Genomic DNA, 20,440 nt, shown 5'->3' with positions numbered 1-20,440 from the left:
TTATATGAACAAGGGAAGTGACATCAATGCATCAACTCATCATCGGAATGCAAAATGCGCTACAAACAGCTGCAAAATGCTTGAATTCAACCGATCAACACTGGTTAGTCGGGGGAAGTTGTAGCTTGTTACTGCAGGGCGTGGAAGTCCTTAGTCCGCGGGATATTGATTTGTATGCTGATATGAACTCGGTAATGATATTACATACAGCCTTAGAGCAATGGTCTACAGATAAACAAGAACTAAATAAAAGTGGTCTATATTCATCGATTCTGAGTCATTATGAGTTGAATGGAGCACAGATCGAGTTAGTAGGCGATTTCAGAGTCAGCGCGAAAGGATCACAATATAGGGTTGAAGTGGATGAAAGGCTCCACCTAGTGGCACCTAAGATCGAAATTGAGGGTGTACCTATGACTCTGACGCCTCTTAGTCATGAATTGTTGTTCAATCTGCTCAGAGAACGTGTAGATCGGTATGAAGCCATCGCTTTAGTGATAAGACAGAATCCGGAAGCTCATTTACCATTATTAGAACAGTTATTGAAGAATAATAAGTTTGAAGATAACCATATCCAACAAATATCTTCGCTATTGGATGCACCAAGCTTAAGCCAGTATATGGCTAACCATCGTAATTGAGCATAGGAGACGACTGCTATGGATTATACGATAACATTTAAGCCATCAGGTAAACATATTAAGGTTAGACAGGGAACTAGCGTACTTCAGGCTGCACGGAGCGCTTCGGAACATATTCCAACTCGGTGTGGAGGCAAAGCGGGTTGTTTGATGTGTAAAATTGACGTGAGTAGCGAACATGTACAAGCTCTATCACCCATTGGAGATATAGAGAGACGCAAGTTAGGATCATTAGTCGACAAGGGCGTTCGTCTATCATGTCAAGCGACCATACAGGGTGATGTAGAGGTTAACATCCCGGAAGATCGGTTGAAAGCTGCCATTCGCAAACAGCTTGAGGCTGCAAAAAATAAAGATCTCGATGATGAGTTATGGTAAAGGATGATGTTGGTGATAAAGCCGGAAGTACAATATATACGTAACAATCGTTTCAGAATAGGTTTCTTATTGTTCATGATGATGCTACTCATGTTGGTAACGACAGGTTGTTTGTACCCTGAAGAGAACAAAGCTAGCAGAGTTTCTTATCGGGAGAGTGTCAATCGAATTCAAATGGCGGTGGATGATTACCAAAAGGAAAATGGAATCTTACCCATTCTAAATGCCGATCAAGCTACACCCCAATATGAGAAATTTAGAGTGGATTTAGAGAAGTTGAAGAATTTAGGGTATATGGATGAGATCCCGAGCACCGCCTTTGAAATGGGAGGGAGCGGTTACTTTCTTATTCAGAATGAAGAAACCGATCCAACGGTTAAGGTAATGGACCTGGTGACCGTCCAAAAAGCGAACGATGTACAACAAGCTGTGGATAAGTACAAGCGTGCACATGCTAATGAACAACCTATGGGTGTTGAATTATACCCTAACATGTTTACGGTTGATTTAAAAAAAGCTGGAGTACCCTCTATCAAACTTTCAAGTGTATATTCTGATGAGGAAGTAAGTTTTATTATGGATCCCAAGGGACAGGTCTATGTCGACTATGCTTATGATATCATGCAAGCTATTGATCAAGGGGATCAGAAGCCGCAAGACCATGAAGATTTGAGAGCTTATCTTCTGACTAATTCGTATTATGTCCCAGTTAAATCTCTGCCTTATACATGGGTGAATGGCGCGCCTGTGGTAGTACAGCCTTAGAATTTGAAATCACTAGCCGGTCAAGGATACTACCTTGATCGGCTATTTGTGTTATAGAAAGATAAGTTTATCTACACAAAAGGGGCATAACCTAAAGGTTCAACGCATATAACTGATTTGGATAGAGAAGTGAGTCTAAATATTGTTGTCCATATTTATTAAATACCGGTCATATTGTTTTGTTAAGGTACATATTATGATACTAGTCCAAATGCCCGAACGAGTAACGCCGCTTTGCCGTTCTGACTCAATTCGTAACACTTTCGGCGGCGGACTACTAACGACATGAAAAGGCTGCTCATCCGTTGCAATGGTTGAGGCCTCAGATGGAACACGAAGCGGATGCTCTTAAAAGCATTTTTCCTTCGGAGTAATATGAGGAGGGGATCTCTCTTGGAAAAGGTGGATATTTTTAAGGATATTGCCGAGCGAACAGGTGGTGATATATACCTGGGTGTCGTCGGTGCGGTTCGCACAGGAAAATCAACATTCATCAAACGATTTATGGAAACAATTGTTCTCCCGAACATCTCTAGTGAAGCAGATCGAGTTCGGGCAGTAGATGAACTTCCACAGAGTGCTGCAGGAAAAACAATTATGACAACAGAACCCAAGTTTGTGCCAAACAACGCGGTCCAAATTAATGTGGCCGAAGGGTTGGAAGTGAATGTACGTCTTGTGGATTGTGTAGGATATGCTGTAGAGGGTGCCAAAGGTTACGAAGATGAGAATGGTCCACGGATGATCTCCACACCGTGGTTCGAAGAACCGATTCCATTTCAGGAAGCGGCTGAGATCGGAACAAGAAAAGTAATTCAGGAGCACTCCACATTGGGTGTCGTCGTAACAACAGATGGTTCCATTGCGGAGATTTCAAGAAGTTCATATGTTGAGGCTGAGGAACGGGTCATTGCAGAACTGAAAGAGGTAGGTAAACCTTTCGTACTTGTCATTAACTCAACTCGCCCTCGCAGTGAAGAAGTACTTCAATTACGTAGTGAACTTGCAGTGAAATATGACATTCCAGTCATGTCATTAAGTGCTGCTACGATGACTGAAGATGATGTAACAGGCGTTCTACGTGAAGTTCTGTATGAATTCCCAGTTCATGAAGTGAATGTGAATCTTCCAAGCTGGGTTATGGTATTGAACGAGAAGCATTGGTTGCGTAATAATTACGAGAATTCAGTTCGCGATACCGTGAAGGATATTCGTAGATTACGAGATGTGGATCGCGTGGTATCTCAGTTTATGGATTATGAATTCATTGACAGAGCTGCCCTTAGTGGAATGAACATGGGTCAAGGTGTTGCTGAGATTGACTTATTCGCACCAGATGAGATGTATGATCAGATTCTAATGGAAGTTGTAGGTGTGGAGATCCGAGGTAAGGATCATTTACTGCAACTGATGCAAGAATTCTCTCATGCGAAGCGTGAATATGATCGATTTGCAGAAGCCTTGGAAATGGTCAAGACGACGGGGTACGGAATCGCAGCGCCTTCGCTTGCCGAAATGACGCTTGATGAACCGGAATTGATTCGTCAAGGATCTAGGTTTGGTGTTCGATTGAAAGCGACTGCACCTTCGATCCATATGATCCGTGTGGATGTTGAATCGGAATTCTCGCCAATCATAGGGACGGAGAAGCAAAGTGAAGAACTTGTCCGCTACCTCATTCAAGATTTCGAGAATGACCCGATAAAGATCTGGGATTCAGACATCTTCGGACGCTCGCTCCACTCCATTGTCCGCGAGGGTATCCAAGGTAAGATTGCTATGATGCCAGATAATGCACGATATAAACTCCAAGAAACGTTGGGCAGAATTATTAATGAGGGATCTGGTGGATTAATTGCCATCATACTCTAATTAAAACAATCACTAGCTAATAAGAACCATAAGCAGGGATGAACTCCCTGTTTATGGTTTTTTTGTCTTGAAATACTTATAAAAATTCATTTTTATGTATATTTTTAGATTAATTATATAAAACCAATTTACATACTAGGGATTAAGATTTATATTAGATAAATAAAATCTATATCAAATATCACACAGATCTGAAGGGAGAAACCAATCATGGTATTCAAATGGAGAAAGAAACAACTATTACTACTCACATTACTCATCGTTATTGCAATGTTTACAAGTGCATGCAGCACTAACTCAGCATCCTCAGGTGATACAAATGGGAACACGTCAGATAAGCCTTTAAATGGTAAACGGATTGCACTTATTATGGAATTTAATACGGGAACTTTCTCTCAGCAATATGTACAGGGCGTAACAGAAGAAGTTGAGAAGTTTGGCGGAAAATTAACCAAGTTTGTAGCCAATAATGACAAAGCCAAAATGGCTTCTTTACTTGACTCCGCTGTTACTCAAAGATTCGATGCAATCTTAACGGATCATGGAGACTCGGATATTCTTCAAGCAGGTATTAAGAAGGCCGTTGCACAGAATATACCTGTTATTGTATTTGATGCTGATGTTGAAGAGCCAGGTGTAACAGTACTTTCACAGGACGATCAACAAATGGCACAACTCACATTAGATCAATTGAAAAAGGATATAGGAGGCAAAGGCAATATCGTTAAGGTATGGGTTGCTGGGTTCGCTCCTATGGAACGTCGCCAAATCTCATATGCTAAATTCCTCACAGACAATCCGGATATTAAAGAAATTACTGCCTTCGGAAATGCACAGAACCCTGCACTTGATACTCAGACACAGATGGAAGCCATCTTGAAGCAATATCCCAAAGGCGAGATATCTGCCGTGTGGACTGCATGGGACGAGTTCGCCAAAGGTGCTTCTCGTGCGATACAACAAGCTGGGCGTACGGAAATTAAGGTATACGGGATTGATATGAGTGACGAAGACCTTCAAATGATACAGGATCCTAATAATCCTTGGATTGCATCTGCTGCAGTAGATCCGAAGGATATTGGGCGAATCCAAGTGAGATATGCTTATCAGAAACTACATGGTGACAAGACGGAGGATGACGTTGTACTAAGTCCTGTGTATGTATCGAAGGAACTATTACCTAAAGAGCAAATCTCAACGACGGAGCTATCCAAGTACGTTAAGGAATGGGGAAATAGTCAACAAGGCGTTCAAGACTGGATGAATGAATATAGCAAATAACATAAGATAGGTTAGGAGTGACACTATGGCAGCATCACCGTTTCTTCTCGAAATGAAGGGTATCAACAAGAACTTCACAGGTGTACCGGCGCTGCAATCCGTTGATTTTATAGTAAGCGGTGGACAAATCCATGGACTCCTAGGGGCGAATGGGGCTGGGAAAAGCACACTAATGAAAATACTATCTGGGGCGTTACTTCCTGACCATGGGAAGATTATGGGGAATGGTGTAGCCTTTCAGTGGGGATCTCCAGCTGAAGCCAAAGCGAGTGGTATTCATTGTGTATACCAAGAGGTAGATGCAGCACTTGTTCCACAGCTTAGTGTCGCTGAGAATGTTATGCTAGATACTTTATCCTCACGAGAATCAAATGTTTGGCTCAGACCGAACCAAATGGCGGCTAAGTCAGAAGAAGTACTACTGCGGCTTGGTGTGGAGATTAACGTACAGCAGAAAGTAAGCGATCTAAGTCTAGCTGAGAAGCAAATGGTTCTATTAGCACGCATCTTGGCTCAAGATGCTAAACTGATCATCTTCGATGAGCCAACTGCACCGCTTAGTAATAGTGAAAGCGAAGCCTTTTTTCGTATTTTACATGCTCTAAAAGAGAGTGGTGTTGCATGTGTTTTCATTACACATCGGTTACCAGAAGTATTCTCCCATTGTGATGTTGTAACCGTCATGCGAGATGGTTGTAACGTGTTTACAGGTCCAACATCGAAGACGGATACAGTTGCCATAATTCAGCATATGCTCGGCAGAACATTTACCGAGGAATTTCCAAAAGTGGAGGCTCCTATTGGAGACATTATGCTAGAGGCCACAGGCCTTCGTAAAGGTACCAAAGTACGTTCAGTTAACTTAAATGTTCGGAGTGGAGAAATTGTCGTTGTCGTTGGATTAGTAGGAGCAGGCAAGACGGAAACGTCTCGTCTATTAACGGGTGCAGACACTTTGGAAGCAGGAGATATTCGTATTCGTGGGAAGTCAATAACAATGAAGGAACCTGCAGATGCGATCCATTCAGGCATCGTCTCAATCCCAGAGGAACGGCGAAAAGAAGGTATATTTATACATGAATCCGTTGATCACAATCTAAGCTTACCCATCTTAAATAAGCTCAGTAACTTGGGTTTTATATCAAGAAAATCAGAAAAAAGTGTTGCAGGTCGTGTCATCGATAAGCTTGGAATCAAAACTTCTTCTGGAAAACAACTTGTACAATATTTAAGCGGAGGAAACCAACAGAAGATAGCCATTGGAAAATGGTTAGAAAGTGATGCCAGCTTATTTATATTCGATGAACCGACCAAAGGGGTAGACATCGGAGCTAAAAGCGATATTTTTCGAATCATTGGAAATTTAGCTGCTCAGGGAAAAGGAATTCTATACTTCACATGTGAGTTAGCAGAGGGAATAGGGATTGGTGACCGGATTTCCGTAATGTGTGATGGCGAAATCATTAAAGAATTCAAGCGTGGTGAAGCTACGCCTGAGAAGCTTTTATATTATGCCAGTGGTGGCCGGGAGGAAGAACATGAAAGATAAATTAATGAATTTACTGTTTCGTTATGGTGCGGTTGTGGTAATTATCGGCGTGATTGTATTTTTCTCTGTCAGACTGCCTTACTTCTTCACATACGGAAATCTGGCTGACATATTAGGTTCTATAACGATCGTGACGTTTGTCGCCGTAGGAGTGACCCTTTCGCTTATAGTCGACGGGTTCGATCTATCGGTAGGGTCAACGGTATCGATTACAACGGTTGTATCAGCATCTCTTATGATTTGGTATGAGCAACCGCTAGTTGTCGTTATTGTTGTATCATTACTGGTAGGCGCAATCATAGGCTTGCTAAATGCGCTACTCATTGTTAAGCTAAGAATCCCAGATCTACTGGCAACATTAGCAGTGATGTACATAGTCAGTGGGGTTCACAAGACCTACACCGAAGGTTACACCATATATAATCATATGGAATTTCCAGATGGTTCAAAAGCGCCAGGAGAAATGAGTTCCGCTTTTCTATGGATAGGACAGGGAAAAGTATTAGGAATACCCTTTTCGGCTATTTTGTTGTTGGTCACTGTCGTTCTAGTTCATATATTTTTAACTAGAACAAAATATGGTAGACAAATGTATGTGACGGGTGGAAATGCAGAAGCAGCTCGCTTATCTGGTATTAGAGTGAAGAAAGTTAGAACATTAGCTTACGTAGCTTCAGGATTATTTGCATCGATCGGTGGTATTCTTTATGCTTCTCGGGTCGGATCTGGTCAGATTGATGCCGGTTCACCTTTGTTAATGGAAGCTGTTGCCGCTGTTTTTGTAGGATTCTCCGTGCTGGGAGCGGGTAAACCTAATGTCATTGGGACGTTTATCGGATCCGTTCTCATTGGTGTACTTGTCAATGGATTAACGATGATGAATTTGCAATATTTTACACATGATATTGTAAAAGGTATCGTTTTAGTTCTAGCTTTGGCGGTCACATTTTACGTTTTAAACCGATCAAAGACCTAAAACGCTTGATATTCTGAGTGTGCTGTATTAGTATAAATTTGTTCCGCGCTCGTTTTTCTAGGTTGAAAAGGGCGAAACTGTCTGTAAAAAGCTATTATTAAGTATATTTTGCGACAAAACGGAAACAAAGAATAACAATCGATCTCATTTCTGGCTGGGGAGGTGAAATGAAATGAATAAATCGGAACTGATTTCCCAAGTAGCTGAAACATCGGAATTGTCCAAGAAGGACGCTACAAAAGCTGTAGACGCTGTATTTGAAGCAATTTCTGGTGCACTACAAAGTGGTGATAAAGTGCAACTTGTAGGATTTGGTAACTTTGAAGTTCGTGAACGTTCTGCTCGTAAAGGACGCAATCCACAAACGGGTGAAGAAATCGAAATCGCTGCAAGCAAAATACCTGCATTCAAACCAGGTAAAGCGCTTAAAGACGGAATTAAATAAGACTTTCACAAAATCCATAGAACAAGATTACATTTATAAAAGAGAGGTCGTGACGTTTGTTCACGGCCTTTTCTTTTCTATAATGAGATAGATTAGGAGGATACACCTCATGGAAACAACTAGAGATGAAGACTATATCGTCATCAAAGCAAAAGAGAATGGTGTGCAGGTGATTGGTCTTACTCGTGGGCAGGATACGAAGTTTCACCACACGGAGAAGTTAGACAAAGGTGAAGTGCTTATTGCCCAATTCACAAGTCATACCTCTGCTGTAAAGATCCGTGGGAAAGCAGAAGTGCTAACAAAACATGGAAAAGTAGAGAGCGAGAGTTAAAATGCAGGCATAGCCTGCTTTTTTTAATTGTACAATGAGGTATGGACTCTATTTGTGTTGAACACATGTAAAGTCAAAAAGGTGAAGGAGGCTTACAGTATGAATCGATGGGTTCTTATGGGATGCACTACGATACTATGTATAGCTATCATATTGTTTCTGCCGAAATTATTCTCACTTCAGACCTCATATGCGCAATTAAAGGGTAACGTAACCGTATTTAATCCTCATGGAACGATCATGCTCGGTGATGATAATCTGGTAGATGTCTTGAGCACACTACCCTTAACACTTCCGATCAGCCAAGTGGAATGGAAAGAAACGACGTTATCTTTGGATTTAAAAGTCGTGAATTCAGATACTTCCATTTCAGATATTTATGAGAACATAGCTGAAGCTATTGATTTCAGTTTCGAAGGTACTCCGAATGTGAATCGATTGATGCTGAGACTTGTTGCAGAAGATCGTTGGGTAAATACGCATCATTTATTGTTAGCTGTTGATGTTAGCCGAGAACAGTGGAGTAAGTTGTGGACCAACGAACTACGAAATAATGGGGCTGCGCCTCTTCCAGACCCATTGAAGCAAACTTTCCATGTAACTGAAACAAAACTTTGGCTGAATCAGTTTGATAAGTGAAGTTTGTGTGAAAAAGTTAGTACAACCACAGTGCGTGGTGAATTAACATGTGATATAATAGTCAAGATTGTGAACAATAATAACGTGTCAAAGTTATCAGCTCGGAGGCTAACGATGAAATCTTACCGCATACCCCAACTTGCAAGTGGCTATATCGAGTATGACATGATTGAACAATACACGGAATTGCCAACGTTTCCGAATGCCCGTGTCCATTTATTATATATATTCTTAAATAAGGGTAGCCGTATATCGTTTGATCAGGCTGAGCTCTACGCTCTTGTCACTTCTTTAATACAGATTGGGCTTGATACACATGAGACGATTGATACCGAACAAGGGAATCAGGCAGAGAATCTTATGCGTTCGCGCCAACTAAAAGTACTAGCTGGTGATTATTACAGTAGTATATTCTATCAATTGTTGTCCGATGTAGGACAGATTGAGGTTATCACATTATTGAGTAAAGCGATATGTGATTTAAATATGATGAAGATGAACCTTTACATTTCTATGCAAAGTTCAATGCTGTCATCAGAACAATATTTGGTGCAAAAGGTGCAGCTGAGTATGCAGCTGTTTCTTTCTTTTACCCCCTTATTAGAAGACTCTGTAAGGGGTCTATGGAATTTTTTCCTTCATGAAATTTCGCTTTGTGAGACGATTGTGCAAGAACTAAGTCATAACCAAGGAACTAGTCCTCTTCATTCTACCGAATACATGATGAATAGTCTTCGTGAATCCGTTGATCATGTTCAACATAAACTTCATAACTTGGAAGGCGATATGCGATTCTTTGAAGAAATAGGACAAGTCATAGAACCATTTGTACGTTTATTAAATTCTTCTGGAACTGTGTTAAGAGAGGGATAGGGTGATAGGCATGGAAAAGAACACCTCAGAGCCATACAACAATGACAAGATGAATACCATGGGTAAAGAAAAGCCTAAGGAACAGTTCGTACAATCTGTCTTTGAGAGTATTGCTACGAAATATGACCTTATGAATGATATTCTTAGCTTTCGTAGGCATAAAGCATGGCGTAAATTTACGATGGCCAAAATGAACATGAGTCCAGGAGAAAATGCTCTGGATTTATGTTGTGGTACTTGTGACTGGACTCTCAGTATGGCTGATGCTAGTGGAACGGGAAAGATTGTTGGTCTTGATTTCAGTCCGGGAATGCTTGAGGTTGGACGGAAGAAGATTAAGAGTCATCAAAAGGAGGATCTCATTACGCTAATTGAGGGCAACGCCATGAGCCTTCCATTTGATGATCATTCTTTTGATTATGTGACCATAGGATTCGGGCTACGTAATGTTCCAGATCTTGTACAGGTGCTTCATGAAATGGAACGAGTCGTGAAGCCTGGTGGCATGGTTGTATGTCTAGAGTTGTCTAAGCCAACTTGGCAACCATTTAAAGGGATCTATTATTTTTATTTTCAAAAGATATTACCTAGTCTTGGTAAATTGTTTGCTTCACGGTATGAACAGTACAAATGGTTACCGGATTCACTTGCAATATTCCCAGGAAGAGATGAGCTAGCGGGGATATTTCGGCAGATTGGGCTGCAACAGGTTGAAGCCTATCCCTTAACGGGAGGGATTGCAGCATTACATATTGGGATTAAGGAGAACATAGATGTTTAAGAAAATTGGTATTTTTTTAGAAATGATAAAAATTGAGCACACCTTGTTTACACTTCCTTTTGCATTTATGGGGGCATTACTTGGGTCAGTTTCGGTTAATGGTGTACTTCCCTCGTGGGCGCAAATCGGTTGGATTGTAATGGCACTATTTGGGGCTCGAAGTGCAGCGTTCGGATTAAACCGCATGATTGATCAAGTGATTGATAAGAAGAACCCTCGTACTGCGAATCGGGCCATTCCAGCTGGATTGTTGAAGAATCTTGAGGTCATCGCGTTTACGATCATCTCGTTCATCCTTTTATTCTGGGCAGCCTTTGAGTTAACGCCGCTCGCAGTAAAATTGTTACCAATCGCAGTCTTTATGCTTGTCATTTATTCTTATACCAAACGATTTACATGGCTTTGTCATTTAATTCTTGGTATGACTACATCACTAGCAGCTCTTGGAGGCTGGGTGGCAGTAACGAACAGCGTTGATTTAAGTGCAATGATATTTTATATCACACTTTCATTTTGGACAGCAGGTTTTGATATTATTTATGCGATTCAAGATATGGAATTTGATAAAAAAGAGGGACTTTATTCGATCCCAGCACGTTTCGGAATTCATACATCCTTAATGATTGCCCGTGTCTTTCACATCATTACAGCGATTGGATTTATCGCTCTTTATTTTACTACTACACTAAGCTGGTGGTATTTCGCAGGAATGATCATTTCATACGGTATTTTGTTCTATGAACATTTCATTCTTTCTCCTAATGATATGAGTAAGTTGCAAGTGGCTTTCTTTACGATGAATAGTGTCCTAAGTATTATTGTATTCGTCTTTACTCTCGTTGACTTGGTGGTGCAAACCGCTTGAATAGATTAGACAAGAAACACAGTTGGGTAGTCGGCATTACGGGAGCTAGTGGTTCCATATATGGCACTAGACTCATTGAAACGTTATTGATGGCTAATATTGATGTACATATTGTTATTTCGAATGCGGGTTGGCGTGTGCTCCATGAGGAACTAGGTTGGAATAGTACCGATCGGGAGGCTATTCTGAAGGAGAAATTTGACGGGCGACCGGGATCGTGGATATATCACCCTGTTGGTGATATAGGAGCCTCGATTGCCAGTGGTTCCTTTCAGGTGGAAGGAATGGTGATTGTTCCTTGTTCAATGGGGACCTTATCATCCGTTGCCAATGGAGCCTCCAACAATTTAATGACTCGTGCAGCAGACGTTATGCTAAAAGAAGGACGTCCTTTAGTATTGGTACCTCGTGAAACACCATTACACGCTATTCATTTGGAGAATATGTTGAAGCTTTCTAGACTTGGTGTGAAAATAATTCCGGCTATGCCGGCTTTTTATTTCCAACCCCAAAGTATGGATGATCTCATAAACTTCGTTGTGGGTAAAGTACTCGACTCGGTTCGAATCGACCATCAATTATTTAAGAGATGGGAGGGATGATAATGCGCGTGAAAGGCAACAATAAGACGATAATTGGAAAAATAAAATATACGAATGCATGGCCTATTTTTTATTATTTTGACCCAGATTCATTGAGTGAGCCTGTTGATATGATTACCGAGGTCCCTTCGTTTCTAAATCAAGGTATGAACGATGGTAGCATTGAGGTGGGAGCATTATCTTCGTTTGCATATGGGTTGTTATCTAACAAGCTACTTCTGCTACCTAATCTATCTGTTAGTGCAGATGGACCGGTTCAATCCATTCTACTATTCTCTCGCAAGCCTATTGAAGAACTGATCAATAGCACCATTGCGGTAACAAATACATCTGCAACATCGGTTAATTTATTGAAAATATTGATGAAAAAAGCGTTGCATGGCAATCCGACGTATCTTACGTTAGAACCAGATCTTACAACGATGTTGGAAGTCGCGGATGCGGCTCTATTAATTGGGGACAATGCTATTAAGGCTTCATGGGAAGATCACGGGTTATATGTGACTGATTTAAGTGAGTGGTGGAAACAGTGGACAGGATATAGCATGACTTTTGCGGTGTGGGCAGTGCATCAAGATGCTGCAGAGAATAAACCTGAGATCATTCAGGAAATCGTTCAAGCATGGCAAGCAAGTAAAAGTCGTAGCTTATCTGATTTAGCTCCCATCGTGGATGACGCGATGACGGCTTTTGGTGGAACGCAGGAGTATTGGTACCAATACTTTCAGAACCTATGTTATGACTATGGTGAAAGACAAAGCCAAGGATTAGAACTATATTTCTGTTATGCATATGAACTTGGACTTATTCAACACGAAGTGCACATGGACATGTGGGAAGAGAATACGCGAATACGGGTGAAAGAATGAAGAGATTAGACATGTTCGGATTGTTAAAAAAGGATATGGATTACATAGAACAGGAGCTATCTCGAAGTATTAGTGGGGATGATCTACTTAACGAGACATCACTACATCTCCTTAAGGCGGGGGGCAAGAGGCTTCGCCCGGTCTTCGTGTTAATGGGAGGTAAATTCGGCGAGTATGATCTAGAGAAGCTTATGCGTGTGGCCGTTCCACTTGAACTTATTCATATGGCTTCTCTTGTTCATGATGATGTCATTGATGATGCGGATACTCGTCGTGGTCAACTCACGGTTAAATCGAAATGGGATAACAAAATTGCAATGTATACCGGTGACTTCATCTATGCGAAGGCATTGGAAATTGTGACGCAACTTCCCAATCCAGAGATTCATCAGATCCTCTCTAAAGCGATGGTTGAGATGTCGATTGGAGAAATGGAACAAATCCGTGATTTCTTTAATACGGGGCAGAGTGTTAGACGGTACATGCTTCGCATTCGTCGTAAGACTGCGTTGTTGATCGCTGTAAGCTGCCAGCTTGGAGCTGTTGCGGTAGATGCGGATCCTACATTTAGTCGCCAATTATATCGTTATGGTTATAACGTGGGGATGGCTTTTCAAATACAGGATGATTTACTTGACCTTTGTGGTACAGAGAAGCAGATTGGCAAACCACCAGGAAGCGATATCCGTCAAGGGAATATCACATTACCCGTTATTTATGCTCTTCAGGATGAGGCTATTCGTGAGCCTTTGCTTGAGGAACTCAATCTAATCCATCAAATGAATGGACAGTGTGATGTATCACGAGCTATTTCTTTGGTAAAGAAAAGTTCGGGGATAAGTAGATCAGAGAAACTAGCAACCTGTTATATTAACAAGGCATTAGATGCTTTGAATGAACTTCCAGATTACAAAACAAAACGTCATTTGAAGGATATTGCTCACTTTGTAACGAGACGGTCATATTAAGTATTAACCCTATTCGTAGTTTTCTGTTACACTACAAATATTGGTAAGGAAATACTTGCATATGATTGATTCATTAGAAATGGAGAGTGAGCACATGGAACGCACTTTTTTGATGGTTAAACCTGATGGTGTGCAACGCGGATTAATTGGTCGTATTATTTCTCGTCTAGAAGAAAAAGGTTTTAAATTGGTAGGTTGTAAATTAGTTCAAGTGACTGAGAAACAAGCTGAATTTCACTATGCAGAACATGAGGGTAAGGATTTCTATTCAAACCTAGTGAACTTCATCACTTCAGGACCGGTTGTGGCGATGGTATGGGAAGGTGACGATATTATATCGTTATCTCGCATAGTTATCGGTAAGACAAATGTGAAAGAAGCACAACCAGGTACGATTCGAGGAGATTTCGCTGCACATACACCTAATAATTTGATTCATGGATCGGATTCACCAGAGAGCAGTAAGAGAGAGATTTCTAACTTTTTTACAGAGCATGAGCTTGTGAATTATGATAAAAGCATTTCGTCATGGATATAAAAACGATGGGGATGCCCGTGAATGTGAGGGAAGAAAGTGTCATTATTGATACTGATTATATTCAATTTATTGAATCCATCAAAAAAGAGACCGGAATTGATCTCTCCCAATATAAAGAGGGACAGATGAAGCGTCGTTTGACGACGCTCCGGGTGAAGAATGGTTACGATACCTTTGACTTATTCTTCAAAGCCATGATGCAGAATAAGAACTTATTCTACGAATTCTTAGATCGTATGACGATCAATGTGTCGGAGTTCTGGCGGAACCCGAACCGCTGGGAAGTATTAAGAGATAACGTGATATCGGAGCTTCTTTCTAGTAATAAGGGGCGTCTCAAAGTGTGGAGTGCTGCTTGCTCAACGGGTGAAGAACCCTACACATTAGCCATGATTCTTGCAGATAAGGGAATATTATCGAATACATCACTTATAGCTACAGATATTGATAGCGGTGCATTGGAAGAGGCTCAGCAGGGCCACTATTTAGAACGTTCATTGAAGGACGTCCCGAAAGACGTAGCTGCAAGACACTTCAATTCTGATGGTCTATTGTATAAGATCAATGACTCTCTGAAGAAGGCTGTGCAATTCAAAAAGCAGAATCTATTATTGGATTCCTTCGATGGATCCTTTGATCTTATTGTATGTCGCAACGTTATGATTTACTTTACAGAAGAGGCTAAGTCGAACTTATATCACAAATTTGCAAATAGTCTTCGTCCGGGTGGATATTTATTTGTTGGGAGTACGGAACAGATCTTTACACCTGGGCAGTATGGGCTTGAACCAACGGAAACATTTTTCTATCGAAAAAAGATATAGGCTTATTATTTCGAAAAATGTATATTATGCTCTCCTCTTTGCGATACTACTATTCATAGAACAGGATGAAATAAGTGGAGGGAATAGGATAGTATGGATAAACGAAAAGTGATTACAGCCTATCAACGTGGGTTCATTACCATTCAAGAATGTGGGCAGATTCTTGGGTTGGAGCAGGTACAACTCAATCGATTGATGGGTGATTTTTTGATAGATCGTTCAGGTATTGAACCAAAGATTCAACCGATTAATAGTTAAATAATCTTCGTCTCGTAAGCGCCGAATCCTGTGTATATGAGGATCTGCGCTTTTTTTAAGTGATAGGTATATGGGGATAACCTTTCTTGTCAAAGTGCATGACCTATACTATAATAAGCAAAGATATTATCGGATTTTAGCCATTCACAGTACGAAAGTATAAGGGGGAAAGCAACATGAGTTTACGCTATTTAACTGCAGGGGAGACTCACGGTCCCCAGCTCACAGCAATTATTGAAGGTTTACCTAGTCAATTAACTTTAGATTTCGAAGAACTTAACTTTCAACTACATCGTCGTCAAAAAGGGTATGGTCGCGGACGTCGTATGCAAATTGAGAAGGATACAGCTCAAATCGTAGGTGGCGTTCGACATGGATATACGACAGGGGCTCCTGTCGCATTGGTTGTAGCTAACAATGATTGGACACATTGGCGGAATATTATGAATATTGAGCCTATTGAAGGAACAGACGAAGAGAAGCGCCGTGTACATCGCCCTCGTCCTGGACATGCAGATCTCAATGGTGGACTAAAGTATAATCATAAAGATTTACGTAACGTACTCGAACGATCTAGCGCAAGAGAGACAACGGTGCGTGTGGCATGTGGTGCGATAGCTCGCCAATTTCTTGCGGAATTCGGCATTAAAGTTGCTGGACAAGTGATTCGTATTGGTGAAATAGAAGCCCCTCCACATAACTTATCGATAGATGAGCTAATTGAAAAGACGGAAGCTTCTTCTGTCCGGGTAGTGGATGCCGAAACAGAGAAAAAGATGGAAGCCTACATTGATCAGATTAAAGAAGATGGAGATTCCATCGGTGGGATTGTCGAATGTATTGTTGAAGGTGTGCCAATAGGTCTTGGTAGTTATGTACAATACGATCGTAAGCTAGATGCACGTATTGCACAGGGTGTTATGTCTATCAATGCATTTAAAGGTGTGGAGATCGGAATTGGATTCGAAGCAGGGATTCTGAGAGGTTCACAAGTACATGACGAGATTATGTACAACGAGGAACAAGGATATTACCGCGCAAGTAATCGATTAGGCGGATTTGAAGGTGGCATGACCAATGGTATGCCTGTCGTGGTTCGCGGCGTAATGAAGCCTATTCCAACACTGTATAAACCATTACAAAGTGTTGATATTGACACGAAGGAAGCCTTTACTGCTCAAGTTGAGCGTTCCGATGCATGTGCTGTACCGGCAGCTAGTGTCGTAATGGAACATGTTGTTGCATGGGAAATTGCAAATGCCTTCTTGGAGAAATTCGGTGGAGATTCCATGGACGAGATTAAGGCCAACTATAACAATTATCTTGCTCAATTGGAGAGATATTAATGATAAGAACCGTGAATGTGGATCTAGGTGAACGTTCGTATCCTATCTATATCGGATCTGGTCTACTAAGTCATATTGGTCAATATTTCAAGAATCATGGAATATCTTCCAATAGCCCATTAATGATTGTGACGGATGAGAATATAGCTCCTAACTATTTAAATAGGGTAGAGAAGCTTTTATTAGATTCTGATTATAAAGTTGTCTCCAAAATAGTCAAAGCCGGAGAAACATCCAAGTCGTTATCTGTTCTTGAAGAAGTTATGACGACTGCCATTGAAGGTGGCCTCGATCGTAATTCAACAGTGATTGCCCTTGGTGGTGGCGTAGTTGGCGATTTAGCAGGGTTTGTTGCAGCTACATATATGAGAGGAGTCAAGTTCGTTCAGATTCCAACAACGATTCTAGCACATGATAGTAGTGTGGGCGGTAAGGTTGCTGTGAATCATCCACTCGCAAAGAATATGATAGGAGCATTTCATCAACCTGAGATGGTTCTCTATGATCTTGATACATTACAGACGTTACCACCACGAGATGTATCCGCAGGTTTATCTGAAATGGTAAAACATGGTCTAATCCGTGATGGTGATTTCGCAAGATGGTGCCGAGACCATGCTTCTGAATTGTTAGCACTTGACCCTGAAGCTTTGGGTTATGGATTAGAACGTGGTTGCTCGATTAAAGCGGATGTCGTATCCCGTGATGAACGAGAAAATGACTTACGAGCTATCCTTAATCTGGGTCATACGATCGGGCATGCGATTGAAGCTGTGGCAGGCTATGGTGAATACTTACATGGTGAAGCTATTGCAATCGGAATGGCAGGATCCGCACGCTTGGCTGTTCGACTAGGACGGGATCCACATATTTATGATGAAACTGTGAGCATGCTGCTATCCTTAGGGCTGCCCATTACGATGTCATCCCATTTATCAACCGATGATATTATGAATGCCATGAAACACGACAAGAAATTTAGAGAGGGTCATATGCTCTTTATCATACCGGAGTCGATTGGATCTGTAAGTATTGTGAAGGATATACCTGAACAACTTGTGCGTGAAACGATCGATCAACTTAGAGAAGGAGGAGGATCTCATGTATAATCGCGGAATTCGTGGTGCTACTAGTGTTACCAAGAATGACGAACAGGAAATATTACAAGAGACGATCACATTACTCAAAGAAATAATCATTCGTAATGAGATTGAACCCGAAGATATTTGTAGCGTATGGATCACGATGACATCGGATCTAGACGCCACTTTTCCTGCTAGAGCCATTCGTCAATTAGAAGGTTGGGACTTAGTTCCTCTTATGTGCTCGGTAGAAATACCCGTTCAGGGTAGTTTACCTCAATGTATTCGATTCATGATTCAGGTGAATACGGAGAAGAGCCAACGTGAAATGAAACATGTATACTTGAATGATGCACGTAAGTTAAGACCTGATCTTTCTGCTCCATCCAAGTAGGTCATAATTACGCTAATTTAGATGCATCGGCGATTATGAAATGGACGATTCAAGTGAAACTTAATCTTAACCTTATGTATAGTTGAACTCATTCATTTATTCCATGGGTTGTCAAAAGCAAGCATCATCATGTATAGTTAATTCAGTTGAGTAGAGCCTAGTTGAGTTGAGATGAGTATAGTTGAGCAGAGTCCATAAGCATTTATATTCGGTAAGAGAATCATATTGATTCTTGAACCTATTCCTTAGCGTTAGCTATTTCTGGGGAGAGGTTCTTGGATTGAAGTGGTTAATTACCGGACTCTTTCATATACTTCATGACCGATAGACCTCTACTTTTGTAGAGGTCTTTTGTGTATTTTAATCTGGGAGGGATGGTCATGATGACCCCTAATGTTGAACAAATCATTAAACTTTCAAGTCAATATAATCTGATACCCGTAGTAAAACGTCTCTTGTCAGATATGGAGACTCCTATCCGTGTTTTTCAGAGATATGCGAAGCAAGATCATGCTTTTCTTCTGGAAAGTGTTGAGGGTGGGATTCAATGGGCTAGATATTCATTTATTGGTACAGATCCATTTCTAATGATATCAGGTAAACAAGGACGAATTGTTCTTAAAAAAAATGGTGTGGAAGAAATAATGAAGGGTAAGCCGGTAGAGGAACTGAAAGCATTGTTACGTACTTACCGTAGCCCCAAGTTAGAAGATATGCCTCCTTTTACAGGTGGAGCTATTGGGTTCTTTGGGTATGATCTGCTTCAATATTATGAGAATTTACCTGCACATGCTGTAGATGATCTTCATATGGATGATATTCGATTTATGTTCTGCGACTCCATTATTGTGTTCGATCACGTAAAGCAACAAATTCTGTTAGTAGGCAATGTGCATGTTAAGGATGGAGATACAGATTCAGATATTGCACAAACATACGAAGCTGTGAGTCGTAAGTTAGAAGACATCGCGGAACAATTACAAGAACAAGGTCCACGAGAAAATGTGAATCGCCATAGTATCCCTCAAGATGTGGAACTAGGGGACATTAAGTCCAACATGACCAAAGAACAATACATTTCGAACGTAGAGCAAGCTAAGGAATATATTCGAGCTGGTGACATTTTTCAAGTCGTACTATCCCAGCGTTTTCATATAGAAACCGAAGTATCCCCACTACATGTATATCGTGTTCTAAGAACACTAAATCCTTCACCTTATATGTATTATCTGAAAATGGATGAAGAGATCATCGTTGGAACGTCACCTGAAGCACTAGTGAAGGTGGATGGAGACCGTGTAGAGACTCGGCCTATTGCCGGCACAAGACCTCGTGGGAATAGTGAAAGCGAAGATCGTGCCTTAACGGAGGAGTTAATGCACGATGAGAAGGAACGTGCGGAGCATCTAATGCTAGTTGATCTTGGCCGTAATGATCTAGGCAGAGTATCTAAATTCGGTACTGTTACATGCGATACATTTATGGAAATTGAGAAGTACTCCCATGTGATGCATATGGTCTCCAATGTTTCGGGGCAGTTGCATGAAGATAAAGATTTCTTTGATGCGTTCCTATCCTGTTTACCTGCAGGGACGGTATCAGGAGCGCCTAAGCTGAGAGCCATGGAGATCATAGCGGAGCTTGAGAAAGAAGCACGAGGTGCCTATGCGGGAGCTATAGGATACTTAGGATTTACTGGCAATATGGATTCCTGTATTACAATACGCACATTGATCTTTCGTAAAGGGAAAGCATACATCCAAGCAGGTGCAGGCATTGTATGGGACTCCGTGCCAGAGAAGGAATATGAAGAGACGGTTAATAAAGCAAAAGCGTTATTAAAAGCCATTCGGACAGCGGAGTTAATGTTCCCCCCTACGAAGAAGGATATCGATACGATAAATCAAGATTATTTATATGAATATACACCATAAGATAGTGTTCAAAAAGTCAGATTTTCAGCACCAAGAGTATGCTTACGATGCTGCGTTTTTTCAAAACGCTTTAGAAGATTGGATGAAGATAGGGAGTGAGGAGCGGAGCGTAGGCAGTACCTACGTGAGCACCGGAAGGACCGGCTGAATTCAATATTTGATGTCGAATAAGCTTCTTGGTATACTTCGTGATCAAAATATGATTTTTTGAACAACCTCTAGAAGT

The 20,440-nt window shown here is 41.1% G+C and carries 23 protein-coding genes; all 23 read left to right on the top strand.

Features of this window, described 5'->3' with window-relative positions; genetic code table 11:
* Positions 1-26: 26 nt before the first annotated feature.
* The 23 genes from AC1D7X_RS00730 to trpE all read left to right on the top strand — a co-directional run bounded on the left by AC1D7X_RS00730 (position 27) and on the right by trpE (position 20,214).
* Positions 27-641, top strand: a complete 615-nt coding sequence (locus tag AC1D7X_RS00730) for a nucleotidyltransferase family protein (protein WP_495454520.1) — start codon at positions 27-29, stop codon at positions 639-641.
* 18 nt (positions 642-659) lie between these two features.
* Positions 660-1,019 (top strand): 2Fe-2S iron-sulfur cluster-binding protein, encoded by a 360-nt coding sequence (locus AC1D7X_RS00725; RefSeq protein ID WP_495454521.1) that lies wholly within the window; start codon positions 660-662, stop codon positions 1,017-1,019.
* 3 nt (positions 1,020-1,022) lie between these two features.
* Positions 1,023-1,784 (top strand): YphF family lipoprotein, encoded by a 762-nt coding sequence (locus AC1D7X_RS00720; protein WP_495454522.1) that lies wholly within the window; start codon positions 1,023-1,025, stop codon positions 1,782-1,784.
* A gap of 393 nt (positions 1,785-2,177) precedes the next feature.
* Complete coding sequence (gene spoIVA, locus AC1D7X_RS00715; RefSeq protein WP_495454523.1) at positions 2,178-3,656, top strand: stage IV sporulation protein A; 1,479 nt, start codon at positions 2,178-2,180, stop codon at positions 3,654-3,656.
* Between the two features lie 210 nt (positions 3,657-3,866).
* Complete coding sequence (locus AC1D7X_RS00710; RefSeq protein ID WP_495454524.1) at positions 3,867-4,937, top strand: sugar ABC transporter substrate-binding protein; 1,071 nt, start codon at positions 3,867-3,869, stop codon at positions 4,935-4,937.
* Positions 4,938-4,962: 25 nt separating this feature from the next.
* Complete coding sequence (locus tag AC1D7X_RS00705; protein ID WP_495454525.1) at positions 4,963-6,486, top strand: sugar ABC transporter ATP-binding protein; 1,524 nt, start codon at positions 4,963-4,965, stop codon at positions 6,484-6,486.
* Positions 6,476-7,462 carry an ABC transporter permease gene (locus tag AC1D7X_RS00700; protein ID WP_495454526.1) on the top strand — a complete coding sequence of 329 codons (987 nt, stop codon included), beginning with the start codon at positions 6,476-6,478 and terminating at the stop codon, positions 7,460-7,462. Before AC1D7X_RS00705 ends, AC1D7X_RS00700 begins: the two co-directional genes overlap by 11 nt.
* 172 nt (positions 7,463-7,634) lie before the next feature.
* Positions 7,635-7,907, top strand: a complete 273-nt coding sequence (locus AC1D7X_RS00695; RefSeq protein ID WP_044876428.1) for an HU family DNA-binding protein — start codon at positions 7,635-7,637, stop codon at positions 7,905-7,907.
* A 109-nt stretch (positions 7,908-8,016) separates the two neighbouring features.
* Entirely contained in the window at positions 8,017-8,241 is a 225-nt protein-coding gene (gene mtrB, locus AC1D7X_RS00690; RefSeq protein ID WP_495454527.1) for a trp RNA-binding attenuation protein MtrB, read from the top strand.
* A 99-nt stretch (positions 8,242-8,340) separates the two neighbouring features.
* Positions 8,341-8,880, top strand: coding sequence for a hypothetical protein (locus AC1D7X_RS00685; protein WP_495454528.1), 540 nt, complete (start codon positions 8,341-8,343; stop codon positions 8,878-8,880).
* 114 nt (positions 8,881-8,994) lie between these two features.
* Positions 8,995-9,753 carry a heptaprenyl diphosphate synthase component 1 gene (locus tag AC1D7X_RS00680; protein WP_495454529.1) on the top strand — a complete coding sequence of 253 codons (759 nt, stop codon included), beginning with the start codon at positions 8,995-8,997 and terminating at the stop codon, positions 9,751-9,753.
* Between the two features lie 49 nt (positions 9,754-9,802).
* The gene (locus AC1D7X_RS00675; protein WP_495454746.1) at positions 9,803-10,534 is read left to right on the top strand and encodes a demethylmenaquinone methyltransferase; all 732 of its coding nucleotides are present in this window, start codon (positions 9,803-9,805) and stop codon (positions 10,532-10,534) included.
* A complete protein-coding gene (locus tag AC1D7X_RS00670) occupies positions 10,527-11,399 on the top strand; it encodes a UbiA-like polyprenyltransferase (protein WP_495454530.1) in 873 nt (290 codons plus the stop codon). The genes AC1D7X_RS00675 and AC1D7X_RS00670 overlap by 8 nt, the downstream gene beginning before the upstream one ends.
* Positions 11,396-12,001: a UbiX family flavin prenyltransferase gene (locus AC1D7X_RS00665; RefSeq protein WP_495474452.1), complete on the top strand. Its 606-nt coding sequence runs from the start codon at positions 11,396-11,398 to the stop codon at positions 11,999-12,001. The genes AC1D7X_RS00670 and AC1D7X_RS00665 overlap by 4 nt, the downstream gene beginning before the upstream one ends.
* 2 nt (positions 12,002-12,003) lie before the next feature.
* Entirely contained in the window at positions 12,004-12,870 is an 867-nt protein-coding gene (locus tag AC1D7X_RS00660) for a menaquinone biosynthetic enzyme MqnA/MqnD family protein (RefSeq protein WP_495474451.1), read from the top strand.
* A complete protein-coding gene (locus tag AC1D7X_RS00655) occupies positions 12,867-13,838 on the top strand; it encodes a polyprenyl synthetase family protein (RefSeq protein ID WP_495454533.1) in 972 nt (323 codons plus the stop codon). Before AC1D7X_RS00660 ends, AC1D7X_RS00655 begins: the two co-directional genes overlap by 4 nt.
* A gap of 94 nt (positions 13,839-13,932) precedes the next feature.
* On the top strand, positions 13,933-14,376 hold the full coding sequence (ndk, locus tag AC1D7X_RS00650) for a nucleoside-diphosphate kinase (protein WP_495454534.1): 444 nt from the start codon (positions 13,933-13,935) through the stop codon (positions 14,374-14,376).
* Positions 14,367-15,200 carry a CheR family methyltransferase gene (locus AC1D7X_RS00645; protein ID WP_495474450.1) on the top strand — a complete coding sequence of 278 codons (834 nt, stop codon included), beginning with the start codon at positions 14,367-14,369 and terminating at the stop codon, positions 15,198-15,200. Before ndk ends, AC1D7X_RS00645 begins: the two co-directional genes overlap by 10 nt.
* Before the next feature lie 93 nt (positions 15,201-15,293).
* Positions 15,294-15,458, top strand: a complete 165-nt coding sequence (locus AC1D7X_RS00640) for a hypothetical protein (RefSeq protein WP_495454536.1) — start codon at positions 15,294-15,296, stop codon at positions 15,456-15,458.
* A gap of 176 nt (positions 15,459-15,634) precedes the next feature.
* Positions 15,635-16,804, top strand: coding sequence for a chorismate synthase (gene aroC / locus AC1D7X_RS00635; protein WP_495454537.1), 1,170 nt, complete (start codon positions 15,635-15,637; stop codon positions 16,802-16,804).
* A 2-nt stretch (positions 16,805-16,806) separates the two neighbouring features.
* Positions 16,807-17,913, top strand: a complete 1,107-nt coding sequence (aroB, locus tag AC1D7X_RS00630) for a 3-dehydroquinate synthase (protein WP_495454747.1) — start codon at positions 16,807-16,809, stop codon at positions 17,911-17,913.
* Positions 17,906-18,280: a chorismate mutase gene (gene aroH / locus AC1D7X_RS00625; protein ID WP_495454538.1), complete on the top strand. Its 375-nt coding sequence runs from the start codon at positions 17,906-17,908 to the stop codon at positions 18,278-18,280. Before aroB ends, aroH begins: the two co-directional genes overlap by 8 nt.
* A gap of 380 nt (positions 18,281-18,660) precedes the next feature.
* The gene (gene trpE, locus AC1D7X_RS00620; RefSeq protein WP_495454539.1) at positions 18,661-20,214 is read left to right on the top strand and encodes an anthranilate synthase component I; all 1,554 of its coding nucleotides are present in this window, start codon (positions 18,661-18,663) and stop codon (positions 20,212-20,214) included.
* Positions 20,215-20,440: the final 226 nt, after the last annotated feature.

The sequence above is a fragment of the Paenibacillus sp. Y568 genome, assembly GCF_059445545.1.
The sequence above is the reverse complement of the archived record's forward strand: the minus strand, read 5'-3'. Positions and strand labels throughout refer to the sequence as shown.